This is a genomic window from Paracoccus nototheniae, from assembly GCF_004335005.1.
In the GTDB taxonomy this organism is placed as follows: Bacteria; Pseudomonadota; Alphaproteobacteria; order Rhodobacterales; family Rhodobacteraceae; genus Paracoccus; species Paracoccus nototheniae.
Map to the genome: position 1 here is coordinate 1 of NZ_RQRT01000004.1, position 16182 is coordinate 16182.

At 66.8% G+C, this 16182-nt stretch carries 13 protein-coding genes; 5 read left to right on the plus strand and 8 right to left on the minus strand.

Annotated features, from left to right (window positions below; all coding sequences use genetic code 11):
• Positions 1-175: 175 nt before the first annotated feature.
• Complete coding sequence (locus EG885_RS03015) at positions 176-832, minus strand: Tim44/TimA family putative adaptor protein (protein ID WP_131573001.1); 657 nt, start codon at positions 830-832, stop codon at positions 176-178.
• Between the two features lie 110 nt (positions 833-942).
• Here EG885_RS03015 and EG885_RS03020 point away from each other — a divergent pair, with 110 nt between their 5' ends.
• The 3 genes from EG885_RS03020 to EG885_RS03030 are packed head-to-tail and all read left to right on the plus strand — an operon-like array spanning position 943 to position 2700.
• Positions 943-1494 carry an FxsA family protein gene (locus tag EG885_RS03020; protein ID WP_131573002.1) on the plus strand — a complete coding sequence of 184 codons (552 nt, stop codon included), beginning with the start codon at positions 943-945 and terminating at the stop codon, positions 1492-1494.
• Between the two features lie 57 nt (positions 1495-1551).
• A complete protein-coding gene (secB, locus tag EG885_RS03025; protein WP_131573003.1) occupies positions 1552-2085 on the plus strand; it encodes a protein-export chaperone SecB in 534 nt (177 codons plus the stop codon).
• 6 nt (positions 2086-2091) lie between these two features.
• On the plus strand, positions 2092-2700 hold the full coding sequence (locus EG885_RS03030) for an HD domain-containing protein (protein ID WP_131573004.1): 609 nt from the start codon (positions 2092-2094) through the stop codon (positions 2698-2700).
• A gap of 83 nt (positions 2701-2783) precedes the next feature.
• Here the strand turns inward: EG885_RS03030 and EG885_RS03035 are convergent, their stop codons facing one another.
• From EG885_RS03035 to EG885_RS03045, 3 genes are all read right to left on the minus strand, one after another.
• Positions 2784-3095 carry an H-NS histone family protein gene (locus EG885_RS03035; RefSeq protein WP_131573005.1) on the minus strand — a complete coding sequence of 104 codons (312 nt, stop codon included), beginning with the start codon at positions 3093-3095 and terminating at the stop codon, positions 2784-2786.
• An 81-nt stretch (positions 3096-3176) separates the two neighbouring features.
• Entirely contained in the window at positions 3177-3728 is a 552-nt protein-coding gene (locus EG885_RS03040; RefSeq protein ID WP_131573006.1) for an ActR/PrrA/RegA family redox response regulator transcription factor, read from the minus strand.
• Positions 3729-3809: 81 nt separating this feature from the next.
• Positions 3810-4439, minus strand: a complete 630-nt coding sequence (locus EG885_RS03045; protein WP_131573007.1) for an SCO family protein — start codon at positions 4437-4439, stop codon at positions 3810-3812.
• A gap of 89 nt (positions 4440-4528) precedes the next feature.
• Between EG885_RS03045 and EG885_RS03050 the strand changes: the two genes are divergently transcribed.
• Complete coding sequence (locus EG885_RS03050) at positions 4529-5869, plus strand: ActS/PrrB/RegB family redox-sensitive histidine kinase (protein WP_131573008.1); 1341 nt, start codon at positions 4529-4531, stop codon at positions 5867-5869.
• A gap of 52 nt (positions 5870-5921) precedes the next feature.
• Positions 5922-7559: a PAS-domain containing protein gene (locus tag EG885_RS03055; RefSeq protein ID WP_131573009.1), complete on the plus strand. Its 1638-nt coding sequence runs from the start codon at positions 5922-5924 to the stop codon at positions 7557-7559.
• A 95-nt stretch (positions 7560-7654) separates the two neighbouring features.
• On the opposite strand, the gene EG885_RS03060 is transcribed toward EG885_RS03055, so the two are convergent.
• From EG885_RS03060 to EG885_RS03075, 4 genes are all read right to left on the minus strand, one after another.
• The gene (locus EG885_RS03060; protein ID WP_131573010.1) at positions 7655-12133 is read right to left on the minus strand and encodes a translocation/assembly module TamB domain-containing protein; all 4479 of its coding nucleotides are present in this window, start codon (positions 12131-12133) and stop codon (positions 7655-7657) included.
• Positions 12133-14019 carry an autotransporter assembly complex protein TamA gene (locus EG885_RS03065; RefSeq protein WP_131573011.1) on the minus strand — a complete coding sequence of 629 codons (1887 nt, stop codon included), beginning with the start codon at positions 14017-14019 and terminating at the stop codon, positions 12133-12135. Before EG885_RS03065 ends, EG885_RS03060 begins: the two co-directional genes overlap by 1 nt.
• 117 nt (positions 14020-14136) lie before the next feature.
• Positions 14137-15063, minus strand: a complete 927-nt coding sequence (locus tag EG885_RS03070; protein ID WP_131573012.1) for a glucokinase — start codon at positions 15061-15063, stop codon at positions 14137-14139.
• Between the two features lie 12 nt (positions 15064-15075).
• Positions 15076-16182 carry an ABC transporter ATP-binding protein gene (locus tag EG885_RS03075; protein WP_131573013.1) on the minus strand — a complete coding sequence of 369 codons (1107 nt, stop codon included), beginning with the start codon at positions 16180-16182 and terminating at the stop codon, positions 15076-15078.

Here is a 16182-nt window from a genome sequence, read left to right on the forward strand (position 1 = left end):
CGGATGCGGGGGGCACGGACAACGACGCCGCCGGGGGCACCGGCGGCAGGTCGGACAGATGCGGCAGATCGGCGGCCTGCCCCTTGTGCCGGGCATCCAGAGGGGATGCGGTGCGGGCGATCCGGGACCACAGGTCGCGATCCTCGGGGGACAGGCCCCTCGGGCGGCGCATCACTCAGCCAGTCGCGACAAGCTGCCAGTTCGGATCGTCCTGACCCATGTGGCGGGCAAAGGTCCACATGTCCTTTTGCTTGCGCGAGGCCTTGGGATCGCCCTCGATGACCTTGCCGTCGGCGTCGCGGGTCGCGGCGATCAGCTCGCCGACGAACCGGACCGACACCTCGGCCAGTCCGGTGGCAGGGTCGTATTCGGCCAGCGCCAGCGAGGTGTCGCGGGTGCCCAGATATTGCGCCTGCACGGTCCAGCCGTTGGCGGCGCGCTGGTCGATCACCGACTGGAACGCCTCGGCGACCGGATCAGACAGAAAGGCGCGCACCTCGGACAGATCGCCGCGCTCAAAGGCCATCAGGATCATCTCATAGGCCTGACGCGACCCGGACAGGAAATCGCGCAGTCCAAAGGACGGCTCGGCCTGCTTCATTGCGGCCAGCGCCGTGGCACTGGCGGATCCGGCCTCGGCATGGTCCAGAATGTCATGGTCGGGTTCGTCGGCGCTGCCCTCGATCACCTCGAAGCGGGTTTCGGTCCGGGCGGGCTGGTCGACCTGCGGCGGCTCGAAGCCGTCGCGCGTTCCCAGCACATTGCGCAGCCGGAGGATCAGGAAGATCGCGATCCCGGCAAGGACGATCAGCTGGAGAAGCGGGTTGGACATACGGGCAACCTCTGGTCAAACGGGTCGTTGGTATCGGACGGTCTGTGCGTTATGTAGGGAGTGCCATGGCGCAAGTCCAGTTTCCGCGCCGTGCAGGAAGGGGAATTCGCATGCGGTTGCTTGCATTGTTTCTGGTGATCCCGGTCATCGAGATCGCCTTGTTCATTCAGGTCGGCGGCCTGATCGGCCTGTGGCCGACGCTGGCCATCGTGCTGCTGAGCGCCGTGATCGGCGTCGCGCTGATGCGCAGCCAAGGCGCGCATGCCTGGGCGGAAATCCAGCGCAGCTTCAGCGAAATGCGCGATCCCACCCGGCCTTTGGCGCATGGGGTGATGATTCTGGGCGCCGGCATGCTGTTGCTGACCCCGGGGTTTTTCACCGATGCGGTGGGCATGGCGCTGCTGATCCCCGGCATCCGCAATGCGGTAATGCGGCAGGTCGGCAAGCGCATGACCGTGACCCGTGTCGGCATAGGTGGTGCGACCATGGGCCGCGACCCGCACCGCCCGCCCTATGACGATGGCGTGATCGACGGCGACTTCGTCGTCACCGACGACGAGCCCGGTCGCACCGACCGACGCCCGCCGGTCGATCTGCCGCATGAGATCGACGACCAGACGCCGCCGCGCGCGCCGCGCGGTTCCGGCTGGACCCGGCATTGAGCGCGCAGGCGCGGGCTGATAGAAGGCCCGTCAAGACCGCATCGAGAAGGTAGACCCATGGCCGAAGAAGACACTCCGCAGAACAACGGCGCCGCACAACCGCAGCCCAGCCCCCCCCAGCCCCGCATGCAGATTCTGGCGCAGTTCATCCGCGATCTGTCATTCGAGAACGCGGTCGCCCAGAAAGGCGCGCCGCAGGGCGAGGTTCAGCCCGAGATCACCGTGCAGGTCAGCCTGGATGCCCGCAAGCGCGGCTCGGACACGCAATACGAGGTGATCACCAAATATCGCGTCACCTCGACCAACAAGGGCGACGGCGCGACGCTGTTTCTGGCCGAGCTGGATTACGGCGGGGTCTTTCAGATCGACGGGGTCGCGGCCGATCAGCTGCATCCCTTCCTGATGATCGAATGCCCGCGCATGCTGTTCCCCTATGTCCGCCGGATCATTTCGGACATGACGCGCGATGGCGGTTTCCCGGCCTTCAACATGGACCCGGTCGATTTCGTGGCCCTGTATCGTCAGGAACTGGCGCGGCGCGCGCAGCAGACCGCGCAGACGCAGGTGCCTGCCGACCAGAAGCTGTCGTAAGGGGCGATGGCGCCCCCGCCCCGGCGCGCCTGGCAGCGGATGCTGTCAGGCCGCAGGCTGGACCTTCTGGACCCGACGCCGGTCGATATCGAGATCGGGGACATCGCCCACGGCCTGGCCTTTGTGGCGCGCTGGAACGGGCAGACGCAGGGCGACTGGCCCTATTCGGTCGCCGAACATTCGCTGCTGGTCGAACAGATCTTTGACCGGATGCAGCCCGGCGCCGATCCGCACTGGCGGCTGGCGGCGCTGCTGCATGATGCCCCCGAATATGTGATCGGGGACATGATCTCTCCGGTGAAATCGGCTTTGGGGCGGGAATATGGCGCGATGGACGAACGGCTGGCTTCGGCCATCCATCGTCGCTTCGGGCTGCCCGCGACGCTGCCCGTGCCCGTCAAGCGTCGAATCAAGGCCGCCGACCGCGTCTCGGCCAGGCTGGAGGCCGTGTCGATCGCGGGCTTTGGCGCCGCCGAGGCGCAGCGGCTGTTTCCCATCCCCGACACGCAGTTGCTGGACGGACTGGCCATCACCCTGCGGCCCCCTGCCGAAACGCGACAGGCCTTTCTGGCACGTTTTGCCGATCTGATCGTACTGATCGACGCGGCGGCATGACGGGCCGGGCCACATGACAGGCGCGGCGGCATGACAAAAGGGGGCCGACCGGCCCCCTTTCTTCAAAGCAACAGACGTGGAATTCAGATCGCCAGGTCTTCCAGTTCCTTGCCCTCTTCCAGGCTTTCCACAACCCATTTGGGTTTGCGGCCGCGTCCGGTCCAGGTCATCGTCGGATCGGCGGGATTGGCGTATTTCGGCGCGACCGATCCGGTCTTCTTAGGCTTCGAGCCGGTCAGTTCGGCCAGATTGAAACCATGTTCGCGGGCGGCCTCTTCGATAGCGGTCATGGCCTCGCGGCGCTTGCGGTCCTCATAGGAATTGATCGCGCGGTCCAGACGAACCCGCAGATCGCGCATTTCCTTGAGAGACATCTTGTCGAAATCAATGCTCATGTTCACGTTTTCTTTATATTGAGTGGTTTATCTTCCCCCTGAATATAAGCATGATTTTATTTCTTCAAGATAAGAATATGATTATCTCGGCCCGCGCTTGGCAAGAATACGCTGAAGGGTCCGGCGATGCATATGCAATCGCCGCGCCGTTTCGCTGACATTGCGTTCGCATTGCTCATAAACGCGCTGGATATGTTCCCACCGCACACGGTCCGCGGACATGGGATTTTCCGGCGGGGGCGGCAGGAATTCGCCGCTGGACAAAAGCGCGGAGGTCACGTCATTTGCATCCGCCGGCTTAGCCAGATAATCGGTGGCACCCATTTTCACGGCGGCAACCGCCGTCGCAATCGCGCCATAACCGGTCAGAACGATAATGCGGGCATCGGCGCGCTTGTCGCGCAGTGCCTCGACCACGTCCAGACCGTTGCCATCCTCCAACCGCAGATCGATGACGGCATAGGCCGGGGCGCGACGTTCGATCAGCCGCATCGCGGCGGCAACGCTCAGCGCGGTTTCGGTTTGAAAGCCGCGCTTTTCCATGGCGCGGGCCAGCCGGGTCAGGAAAATCTCGTCATCGTCGACCAGCAGCAACGAAGGGTCGGCACCGATCTGCAGGTTCATGTCATCCATTTCGGGGCCCTCTGGCGCTAAAACTTTTCGTTCAGATGGGCAGTATCGCAAGGAAAATCAAACCCTGTGCGACAAACTGCCTTAGGTTGCGGCGTCCATATAACAGGCGACCGTCTCGGCCATTTGTTCGGGCGGAGTATCGCGGGAAAAGAACTCGACCGTTTGTTCTCCTGGCATGACCAGATAGGTATTGGTCATGTGATCGACCAGATAATATTCCTGATCTTCCTCGTCATTCGCCTTATAGTAATTGCGCCAGCCTTTGTTGACGGCGGCGATTTCCTCGTCGCTTCCGGTCAGGCCGATCATATCGTCGGAAAACAAACTGGTATAATCAGCAAGGATCTCGGGCGTATCACGGCGGGGATCGACGGTGACAAAGACGGTCTGCACCTCCTTGCCGCTTTCTTCCAGAAGGGTCGCGGCCTCGGCATTGCGGGCGCTGTCCAGCGGGCAGACATCGGGGCAGAACGTATAGCCGAAATACAAAAGCGAGGGCCGGTCGAACACCTCGGCCGAGGTCACGCGCTGGCCGTCCTGCCGGGTCAGGGTGAACTCTGTCCCGAAACTGTCCATGCCCCCGGCCACGGCGCTGTTCGAACAGCCGCTTGTGTCGGTGCCGCCCTGCAGCGTCAGGAACAGCGCCCCGCCCGCCAGCACGCCGATGGCCGCCGCAGCGCCGATCAGCAGGATTTTCCGGTCCGCCGTCATGGCATCCCCCTTGGTGTCAAATGCCCGCATTGATCGCCCATCGCGGCGCGGGTATCAAGGCTGGGCAATGTCGCAGCCAAGGGCCGCCGATGAACCGTCAGGATGCCGTGCCGCCTCTGCCCGACCCGATCGAGCCCTTGCTGATCGAGACCCCCAAGGCCGAACCGATCCGCATGCGGACGCTGGTGCATCTGCGCTGGTTCGCCATCGGGGGTCAGATGGCGGCGGTGCTGGTGGCATGGTCGATGGGCATCGGCTTTCCCAAGCTGCCGATCATTCTGCTGATCTCGGCCTCGATCATGATGAACCTGTGGCTGTTCCTGCGTCCGCCCAAGCGGACCTCGGCGGGGCGCGCGGTGGGGCAGCTCAGCTTTGATCTGGTGCAGATCTCGACCTTGATGGCGCTGACCGGGGGGATGGCCAATCCCTTTGCGCTGCTGGTGCTGGCGCCGGTGACCATCGCCGCCGCCTCGCTGAACGCGCGCCAGGTGCTGGCCTTGGGGCTGGCGACGGTGGCGCTGATCTCGGTCGCGGCGGTCTTTGGGGTGCCGCTGCGCGAACCGGGCGGAGAGATCCTGCGGATGGAACCGATCCTGGCGCTTGGCCACTGGGTCGCGCTGGTGATCGGGGTGGTGTTCTTTGCGGGCTATGCGCATCGGGTGACGGCGGAACTGTCGGACACCTCGGGCGCGCTGTTCGCGACCCAGATGGCCCTGTCGCGCGAACAGCGGCTGCAGCATCTGGGCGGCGTGGTGGCGGCGGCGGCACACGAGATGGGCACGCCGCTGGCCACCATCAAGCTGATCGCCGGAGAGCTGGCGGACGAACTGAGGGACGATCCCGACCTGCATGCCGATGCCATCGCGCTGCGCGTGGCCGCCGACCGCTGCGCCGCGATCCTGCGCAGCATGGGCCGCGCGGGCAAGGACGACCTGCACATGCACACCGCCCCCTTGCGCGCCGTGCTGGAGGATGCCGCCCAGCCCCATGCCGATCGCGGCCCGCTGGTCGAGATCCATGCCGAAGGCCCCATCATCCGCCGCGATCCCGCCATCACCCATGCCCTGCGCAACCTGATCCAGAACGCCGTCGATTTCGCCGAAAGCCGGGTGGTGATCGAAACACAGATCACCAAGGGCGCGCTGGTCGTGACGGTGCGCGACGACGGTCCGGGCTATCCGGTGCAGCTTCTGTCGCGGATCGGCGACCCCTATCTGACGCGGCGCGCCGAGGCGCAGCGCGGCAGCTATGAGGGGATGGGGCTGGGCCTGTTCATCGCCAAGACCCTGCTGGAACGGTCGGGCGCGCGGCTGACCTTCGCGAATGGCGGGCCGGGGGCGGTCGTCTCGGTCCGCTGGCCGCTGGAACGGATCGTGGCGCAGGGTCAGGGCCGGGCGGCGCTGGCCCATAATCCGAACTTCGAAGGCTGACCGCCTTAACCACATCTTAAGGTTCGCCCGGCTATGGTCGCCTGCAAGATCCATGAGGGGGCGTGGCGCGATGATGGTTCAGGGTGCGGGCTTGGTGGTGACGGCGGTCCTGTGCGGGACGCTGTCGGTCCTGCTGGCGGCGGCGGTCATCCGCCTTTGGGACTGGCGCCGCAGGGCGGTGACGGGCCGGATCAGGCTGGCGCCCCCGCCGCTTGAAGGGCAGGTCCAGCCGATGGTCTTTCTGTTTCAGGCCGGGCGGCTGGTCGATGCGACGCCCCCCGCGCGCGCGCTGCTGGACCGGGGCGGGCCGGCGGATGACGACTGGACCCGCCTGATGCGGTGGATCGGTCCGCGTTTTCCCGACGCACCCACGCGCCTGACCCATCTGCCCCGGCGCGGCCGGGTCGAGATTGTGGGTCAGCAGGGTCAGGGCCACGCCACGCTGCGCCTGCTGGCCGAGGAACTGGGCCACGGACTGTCGCGCCTGACCGTCACCGATCCGGGCGCGGACCATGCCGGGATCGTCGTCGATTCGATGTCCCTGCAGGCGATGGAGGAGGAATTGCAGCTGCTTCGCGGCGCCCTGGATCAGACCCCCATGCTGGTCTGGCGGCAGGATGCCGACGACCGCGTCACCTGGGCCAACGGCGCCTATCTGCGCCATGCCGAAACGCAGGATGACGGCGCGCTTGGCTGGCCCCTGCCCCGGCTGCTGGATGTGCCGCGCCCGATTCCGGGCACCGAACCCGCGCCACGCCGCGCCACGCTGGAGGATCGGGGGATCGTGTCGTGGTATGACTGCCACAGCCATCCGATGGGCGATCAGGTGATGATGTTCGCCCTGCCCGCCGATGCCGCCGTGCGCGCCGAACGCAGCCTGCGCGAATTCGTCCAGACGCTGACCAAGACCTTTGCCGACCTGCCGATCGGGCTGGCGATCTTTGATCAGGGCCGCAAGCTGCAGCTGTTCAACCCGGCGCTGATCGACCTGACGCATCTGCCCACCGGCTTTCTGACCGCCCGGCCCTCGCTGATGGATTTTCTCGACCAGCTGCGCGAACAGCGGATGGTGCCGGAACCCAAGGATTACCGCAGCTGGCGCCAGCATATGACCAATCTGGAAAGTGCCGCTGCCACCGGCCACCATGCAGAGACGTGGTCCCTGCCCGGCGGCCAGACCTATCGCGTGACGGGCAGGCCGCATCCCGGTGGCGCCGTGGCTTTCCTGTTCGAGAATATCACCACCGAAATCTCGGTCACCCGCAGGTTCCGGGCCGAACTGCTGCTAAGCGCGCAGGTGCTGGACGGGCTGGACGATGCCGTGGCGGTTTTCACCGCGGCCGGTCAGATGGTGCTCAGCAATCGGGCCTATCGCAAATTGTGGGGCCCGCCGCCTGCCAGTCTGGCCGACATGATTGCCGGATGGCAGGCCGCCAGCCCGCCCCATCCGGGGCTGACCGCGCTTTGCGCGGCGCTGACCCTTGCCGACGAAGCGCCCGAAGGCGCCGCGCAGGACGGCGAGGCGATGACCGGGCTGCAGGGCCAGGATCTGAACTGGACCGTGACCGACCTGTCCGGCGGGCGGCGCATGCTGCGGTTTCACACCGCACAGGGCCATGCCCCCGTCGCGCAGGGCAGTGTGGCGCAGATGCCCGCCCCGCATTACCCCTCCAGCCGGAGCGGTGGCTGACGCGCGCTTTTCGTCACCGCGCGCCCCGGGCAGACGCCCGGAAGCCCGGCCCTTGGCCCTTTCGTCGAATGCCGCGCCGACCGGTGAACAGAGCCTCAGTAATCCCGTTCGAAGAAGACCCCTATGGAACTGCCGCCTTCGTTGCCCACCGATCCCCGCGCCCGCAGCGATCGGGTGATGTCCAGGTTCAGGTTGATGCTGGTCCGCCCCCCCTCGCCCACCGACAGGTCGGTATAGACATTCTCGGACAGATAGCGCCCGGCGCGCAGCTCGATATTGCCATCATCGTCGGTGGTCAGGTCCAGATCGTCCAGACCGGCGCTTTCACGCAGATTGCCGATGATTCCGTCGCCCCCGCGCCCGGCCAGCACCGCGATGGCATTGGCCAGCTGCGCGGCCTGCAGCGGGCTGATGCTGTCCAGACCGCGTCCGAACAGCAGCTGGGACAGAACCTCTTCCTGCGGCAGTTCGGGCGAGGATTCGAAGGTGATGTCGGGGTCGCGGACCTCGCCGTCGATGATGATGCGGGTGGTGATGCTGTCCCGCTCGGTCTCGGCGACCAGACGGATGACAGGGATCAGGCTGCCCTGCAATTCGACCAGCCCCTCGGTCAGCACGAAGCGGTTGCCCAGCAGATCGACCCGGCCGCGGATCAGCTGCAGATTGCCGATCGGAATGGCATTGCGGGCCGTGCCCTGAATCTGGAAGCCCCCGCCCAGTTCGGCATCGACCCCCCGCCCCCGGATGAAGACCCGGCTTGGCGCATTGATCACCAGATCAAGCGCCGGCGGACGTCCCGGCGTGGCCGGCGGACCCGACATGCCCGCATCGCGCGAGGCCTGGCTGGGATAGGGCTCCAGTCCTGCCTTGGCGCGGGTGGCGCGGACCGGCGGGCGCTGGTTGCCGACATGGCGGATATCGGGGATCGCCTGTGCGCCCCCCAGCCCGGTCGAGGGGATGCGGATCTCGGTCTCGCCCAGATCGATCTGCCCCGAGATCAGCTGCCCGCTGGCGGCAGAGCCGCTGAAGCGCACATTCCCCGTCACGCTGGTCTGATAAAGATTGGGATCGCGCAGCACCACCTCGGCCAGCACCACCGCGATATCGACGGCGCCATTGGTCAGATCGACCGGTCCGTTCAGCGTCACCCGCCCCCCCGACGAGACATTGGCGGCCCCGTCGATCTGCAGGCGTTCGCCCTGAAAGGCGGCGGTGACGTTGATCGCCTCCAGTCGCAGGCCCAGACCGGGATCGGCCAACTGGCCATCCTGCAGCCGGACCTGCCCCGACAGCGCCTGTAACGACGGGGCGCCCTGCAGCCGCAAATCGATCAGCAGCGGGCCGGAAACGCTGCGGGTGCGCAGCGTCGTATTGGCCAGCGCCGAATCGGCGCGGCCCGCAATGGCCAGATCGGTGGTCGATCCGTCCCGCGCCGCCGTCCCCGCAATGGTCAGTTCGGTGCTGCCCGGCGCAGTCGCGCGCAGATCCAGCGCGAAATTGGCACCCTGTTCGCGCACCGTCCCGGTCACCGCGACGGGCCCGGGAAATTCGGGCACGATCAGGCCCAGATCGGCAAGCCGCGCCTGCAGGTTGATGCCCGAAGCAGGCGCCCCATCCGCGCTGACCTGCAGCTGCGGGTTCGTCACCTCCAACCGCTGGACCGAAAGGCCATCGGCCCCCTGACTGGCGGCGATGTCAAAGCTGGTCTGCCCGGCCAGAACCGGATCGATGCGGGGCTGGCCGACCGACAGGCCGCTGGCCGAACCGGTCGTCTCGACCCGCCGCGTGGTGCCGTCATCTGTCAGCCGGGCCGTGGCGGTAACCGCGCCGCCGATGCCGTTGCCCAGAAAGCGCAGGTCGCTGGCGTTCAGATCCGCTGTCACATCGGTCGCGCCCACACCGACCTGTCCGGTCGCGCTGGCGCCAAGACGCGGGTTTTCGATCTGTGCGGTGTCGATGGTAAAGATACCATCCCGTTCGGTTCCGGTCACGGCAAGCCGCGTCTCGCCGGCCAGGGCGCCATCGACCTGCGCCTGGCCAAAGGACAGATCACGCCCGGTTCCGGTCAGTTCCAGTTGGCGGACCCCCTCGGCGGCCTCGCGAAAGCTGCCATCGGCCTGCAGGCTGCCGCGCCAGCCGGGACCGAAGGGCGCCAGCGACGCGACATCGACATCGCCGGTCAGATCGGTCACGCCCTCGCCATAGGTGCCCTGCACCGTGGCGCGCATCTGGTCATTGCTCAGCCGGCCTTCCGAAATGGTGATCACGCCGGCCTGTTCGAACGCGCGCAGGGTCAGCTGGGTGGTCCCGGTCAGGGCGCCATCTGTCGTGCCCTGCCCAAGCGACAGATCCTGACCGCTGCCGGTCACTTCGATCAGGCGGGCGCCGTTCTTTTCGCTCAGGGTGGCGCTGGCCTGAAAGCCGCCCGCCCAGTCCGCCCGGATTGATGACAGGTCGGTCACCGCAAACCGGGCCACGGCATCCAGCGCGCCCTGGGCAAAACTGCCCTCGGCCTCGGCGCTCAGCTGCGGGTTGGTCAGGGTGAAATCCTCCAGCCGGAAACCGTCGCGCGCCTGTGCGGCACTGACGGTCAGCTGGGTCTCACCCGCCAGCGCGCCGTCCAGTGCCGCGATGCCGACGCGCAGATCCTGCGCCTGACCGGTCATGGCCACCTGCCGCTGGTTCTGCGGGCCGGTCAGCCGGGCCTCGGCCTCCAGCGAGCCGCCGAAATCGGGACCGGCATCCTCCAGCGAGGGCATCGAGATGCGCGCCTGCAGCGTGCTGGAGGCGCGGTCGATCAGGCCCTGCGCCGTCGCGGTCAGGCGGTTGGCGTTGACGCGGAAATCCTCGATCTCCAACCCCAGCTCGTCCCGGCGGGCCTGCAGAAGGATGGTCGAGGCCCCGCCCAGCAGCGGATCCAGCTGCGGCTGGTTCAGCGTGATGTCGCGCCCCTCGACGCGGGCATCGATATCGAAGCTTTTGTTCAGAAGAACGTAATAGCCCTGAACGGTGGCATCCGCCGCCCCGGTCAGGGGCCGTCCGGCCAGACCCGACAAGCGCGTCAGATCGGTATAGCGCCCACCCGCATCGACGGACAGGGTGATGCCGCTGCCCAGACCCGAGACGATGAAATTGCCGTCAGCGCCGTAATCGGCCCCGCGGATCCGCAGGTTCGTGACGTCCAGCGCATTGCCGGGGGTAAAGCCAAAGCCGGTCCGCCCTTGGATCTGCGGGCCCACGGCTTCGGCCAGCGACGGGTCGTCGAAGGCCAGATCGCGGACCGCGAAATCCAGCGCGCCGATGATTTCGGACAGGGCGCCGTCCGACTGGAACACCTGCCCCCGTCCGGCCAGATCAACCTCGCCCAGGGCGACATCGCCGACGTCCAGCGCGCCGACACGGCCATCCAGCCGCCAGCCATCGCTGCGCGCGGCGTCGAACTGAAACGACAGGCGGCCCGTTTCGACGGTCGCCTCTTCGCCCGCAAAGGGCAAGGGGACCGGCACCTGCGTGGCCCCGGCATCGCGGCCAAGCGTCACCTGCAGCTCGGCCCGCTGCGGCGCCGACTGGTCGTTCGTGGAAAACGAGCCTGCGATACGCAAAGCCTCGGTCCGGATGTCCAGACGGGGGATCTCGATCCGTCCGGTCTCGGCCCGCCAGCCCTCGGCCAGCAGCTGGGTTTCACGGCCAAAGAACGCCCGGTCCTGCGGGCGCAGCAGCGAGGCCACGTCGCCGCCCAGTTCGAACCGGAATCCGGTCCCGGCCGAGCCATCCTCGCCCGTCTGGCCATTGGCGCTGACCTGACCGGTGATGCGCGGCTGACCGTTGGTGGCCAGCCGGATATCGGCGGCGAAATCGCGGATATTGCCCTCGCCGCTGATCTGGGCGGTGACGGCGGGGCGGTCGTACAGGTTGACCAGATTGACCAGCAGCCCGTCGGCGGCCTCGTCCAGACCCAGATTGAGGCGCAGCACCTCGGTTTCATTGCTGTAACCGGTGTCCAGCACGAACTGGCCGCGCGGGCCGTCCAGCCGGTCGATGGTCAGCTGCGCCGTCCCCTCTCCGCCTTCCAGACTGAAGCCGCCCGCGATGCGCAGCGCGGCCTCGACCCCGATCACCGGCTGGCCCAGTTCGACGCGGTCGACGCTGATCTGTTCGATGTTCAGGGAAACCGGCAGTTCCGGCAGCGCAAAGACCGGAGCCTCGGCCTGAACACCGGTATCCTCGCCCTGCGGCAGGCGGGGCAGGATGATGGTCTCGGCCGACAGTTCGGCGATCTCGACCCGGCGGCGCAGCAGGGCCGAACGGTTCCACTGGATCGCGCCGTTGCGCAGGGTCAGCCACGCGCCGTCATCATCGGAAATGCGCAGTTCGGTAAAGGTCGCGCGGGACGACAGCGCGCCTTCGAACCCTTCGATGACCACCTGACGCCCGGCCCCCGACAGGTTGCGTTCCAGAAGGCCGGTCAGAAAGCCGCGATCATCCTCGGCCCCGGCGGCCAGTTCGGTCAGGCTTTGCGCCAGCACGGCCAGCGGGAACAGGATGGCGAACAGGGTGATCCAGAAGGTGCGCATCAGAATGCCTGCCCCAATCCAAGGTAAAGTTGCACGCCGCTGCCGGTGTCGCCGCTGACCGGCCCCGCCACGTCAAAGCGCAGCGGTCCGATGGGTGTGTCATAACGCACGCCCAGGCCCGCCCCCGTCTGATCGCCGCTTTCGCCGCCAAAGCTGCCTTCGGTCCAGACGCGCCCGTAATCGGCAAATGCCACCAGCCCGATTTTTTCGCGGACCTGCATGCGGATTTCGGCGGTGGCGCTGGCGACCGACAGACCGCCGGTCTTGATCGGCACGCCGCCCGGCCCCGAGATTTCCTCGACCCCAAGCGATTGATAGGGATGGCCGCGCACGGTGCCGCCGCCGCCCGAAAAGAACAGATAGTTGCGCGGCGTCGTTTCGATGTCGGTTCCAAAGACCGACCCGGCTCGCGCCCGGCCCGCCAGCGTAAAGCGGTCATCCGCGCCAAACGACCGGAACGCCCGCCCCTCGCCCAGGGCACGCAGACCCGAGCTGGTGTCCTCGAACCCCGTAAAGGGGGTCACCTCGGCGGACAGATAGAAGCCCCGCTTGGCGTTGTTCTGATCCTCGCGCCGGTCCCAGATCACCTCGGCAGGCAGGGCCAGAACCTTGAAATCGGTCCGGCCATTCGCGTCGAAAACCCGGCTGTACTGGTATTCCAGCGCGATATCGGCGGTCAGGCGGTCGCTGAAGATGTGGTTCAGACCAAAGCCAAGCGTGGCGGTGTCCTCGTCATAATCCTCTTCGCGCATCTGCTGGACCTCGGCCTCGACAAAGGCGGTGGTGTCGGCGGTGATCGTGGCGGGGCGGTCCAGACGGATGGTCAGTTCGTCATCGCGGTCGCTGGTTTCCGATCCGATATCCTTGACGCGCCCGTCGATGCGCAGCCGCTCGCCGCCGCCCAGCAGGTTGCGGTGCATCCAATAGGCCGACAGCAGCGCCCCGTCGCTGGTCGAGATTTCGGCCCCCGCGCCGATGCGCCGGGTGGCCTGTTCGACCACGGTCAGATCGACGTCCAGCGTGTCGCCCGGTCCCAGATCGTCGGCCTCTTGCAGGGTGATGGCGGAAAAGATGCCAGTGCGGCGCAGGCGCTGGCGCACGGTTTCCAATTCGTCGGGGTCGAAACGGGTGCCCTCGGGATAGCCTGCGATCTTGCGCAGGCGGCGTTCGTTCAGGCGCTGATTGCCGCCGACCGTCATGCGGCCAAAGGTGACGGCGGGGCCGGGCGCCAGGGCGATCTGGCTGTCGACCTGCGCCGCATCGTGATCGGCCACGATCTGCTGGTCGCCCACATCGGCCTTGGCATGGCCTGCATTGCGCCAGCCATCGACGCCCGCCAGCGCGGCGCGGCGCATCAGGCCGGTGCCGGCGATCTCTCCGCTGGCGTAATCGGTGGGGATCTCGCTGTCCGGGGCGACCGGGGCGATGGCGGCGCGGGAAAAGCGGAAGGTGCGGCCCGGTTCCACGGCCACCACGACGCGGGCGACCTGCGCCGGCGCATCCAGCGGCGCGACCCCGGCCGCCTCGATGCCGTCCAGCGTGATGCTGATCGCGGCGTCATAGAAACCTTCGTCATAGAGCAGCCCCAAGACGCGGGCGTAATCGCCGCGTGCGGCGGCCAGAATATCCTGTCCGGTGGTCCGATCCTCGTCCAGCGCGCCGGTGACCAGCAGGGATTGCCGGATGCGCCGGGTCAGCGCGCCATCCTCGCCCCCCTCATCGCCCGAGACCTGCACGTCCAGCGCGACCGGTCCCTCGGCCCGGCTGCCGCCGCCGAACAGGCCCGAAAAGGGCGACGAGCTTTGCGCCAGCGCCCCACCGCCCATCCAGGCCGCCCCGCCAAGGGCCGTCCCGGCCATCAGGATCGCCGTGAGATATGCCCGCATCTGCCCCGCCCGTCTTTTTTTGCTTGGGGCAATAGAAACAGGAACGAACCGGTGAATCCAGTAAACTTTGGGCTTTGACCGGTATTAACGGCTAACCTTTGTCAGGCCGACACAGGGTCAGGACAGGGCGGCCAGACATCCCTGCAGCGCCGCCATATCGTCGCGGATCAGGAAAACCGGCGTGTTTTCCGGGATATGGCGCATATGCGCCTCGGCCAGAAAGGCCGGTTCGAACAGCCCCATCCGGTCGGCGATGCTGCGGCCCACGCTGCCCGCCAGAAACAACCCCTCCAGCGGCATGAAGCGCAGCGCCAGCTCGCGGCACAAAAGCCCCACCAGTTCGGCAAACAGATCATAGGTCGCCACGGCCTGCGGATCGCCCGCCTCGGCGGCGCGGGCGATCTCCTCGCTGCGGATCGGATCGGTTCCGGTCAGCGCCGCATGCAGGCGCGACAGGCCCCGCCCCGCAAAGGTTTCCTCGGTCGAGAAGAAACCCTGTGCGGCGTCGCGGCCGACGCGATCCGTCAGCAGGGCCATGATATTGGCGGGCAGATGGGTGTGGCCCTCTTCGGCCTCCAGCACTGTGATGGCGCCGCCGGGCAGCACGCGCACGGCGCAGACGTTGAAGCCGGTGCCCAGTCCCACCACCAGCGCCTGTCCGTTGCGCGACCGATCCGCGGGGGCGGCGCGCAGCGTGGTCAGCTGATCGCCGGTCAGCGCAGGCGTGGAATAGCCAAGCGCGGACAGATCGTTGATCAACCGCACCTGATCGGCATCGGTCAGCCGCGCCAGATTATCCTCGTCAAAGGACCAGTCGCGGTTGGTCAGCTGCGCACTGCCGCCGCTGACCGGCCCCGCCACGGCGATGCACATGGACGAGATATGGGGCTGATGCTGATGCGCCATGAACTGGCGCACCACATCGTCGAAGCTGGCATAATCGTCGCCCTTGAACCGGGTGACGGTGGCCGCATCGATGGTCCCGTTGCGCGCGATCGCCAGCCGCGCATTGGTTCCGCCCACATCGCCCAGAAGCATCGCCATTCGTTCACCCCGTCAGTTCAACCGTTCCCCGTCTGTAGGCGAGAAATACGACACTTTCGAGAGGTCGAATGCCAGAGGGAACATCTGACGGGCCTGAACCGCGCTTTCGGCGCGCAGCCGCGCGGTGACCGCCTTGCCGCCCAGATGGGTGACGGCAAAGGTGTCGGCGCCTGCCGGTTCGACGATCTCGATCATCACGTCGCCGCCCGCGCCATGGGCGGTGCCGGGCAGATGGGCGTTGCCGGTGGCCTCGTGGATATCCTCGGGGCGCACGCCCAGCACGATCTGGTCGGGCAGGTCGCGGGCCACCGGATCGGTGATGATCAGGGGCGCCGCACCGTCGCGTTCGATCGCGATCCGGGTCTGGCCGCCTTCGGACCGGACGCGGGCCGGGATCAGGTTCATCGCCGGACTGCCCATGAAATCGGCCACGAACATATTGGCCGGACGGTTGTAGATTTCCGCCGGGGTGCCGATCTGCTGGATCACGCCGCCCTTCATGACGACGATCTTGGTGGCCAGCGTCATCGCCTCGATCTGGTCATGGGTGACATAGACGATGCTGGCGTTCAGATCCTGATGCAGCTTCTTGATCTCGGTCCGCATACTGACGCGCAGTTTCGCGTCGAGGTTCGACAAGGGTTCATCGAACAGGAACAGCTTGGGGTCGCGCACGAGCGCCCGGCCCATCGCGACGCGCTGGCGCTGGCCGCCCGACAGCTGCCCCGGCTTGCGGTGCAAAAGCGGTTCGATCTGCAACTGGCGCGACACCTCGGCCAGTTTGGCAGCCTGCGTGGCCTTGTCGACGCCGCGCACCTTCATGCCGAAGGTGATGTTCTTGGCGACCGTCATGGTCGGGTACAAGGCATAGGACTGGAACACCATCGCGATGTCGCGGTCCTTGGGACTGACGCCCGTCACGTCGCGGCCCGCGATCTGGATATCGCCGCCGGTGATCGGCTCCAGCCCCGCGATGCAGTTCAGCAGCGTCGATTTTCCGCAGCCCGAGGGGCCGACCAGAACAAGGAAATCGCCCTCTTCGATGCTGATGTTGATGTCATGCAGAATATGGGTGTCGCCATAGGCTTTCTGCAGGTGGTCGATCTGAAGGATGGGCAT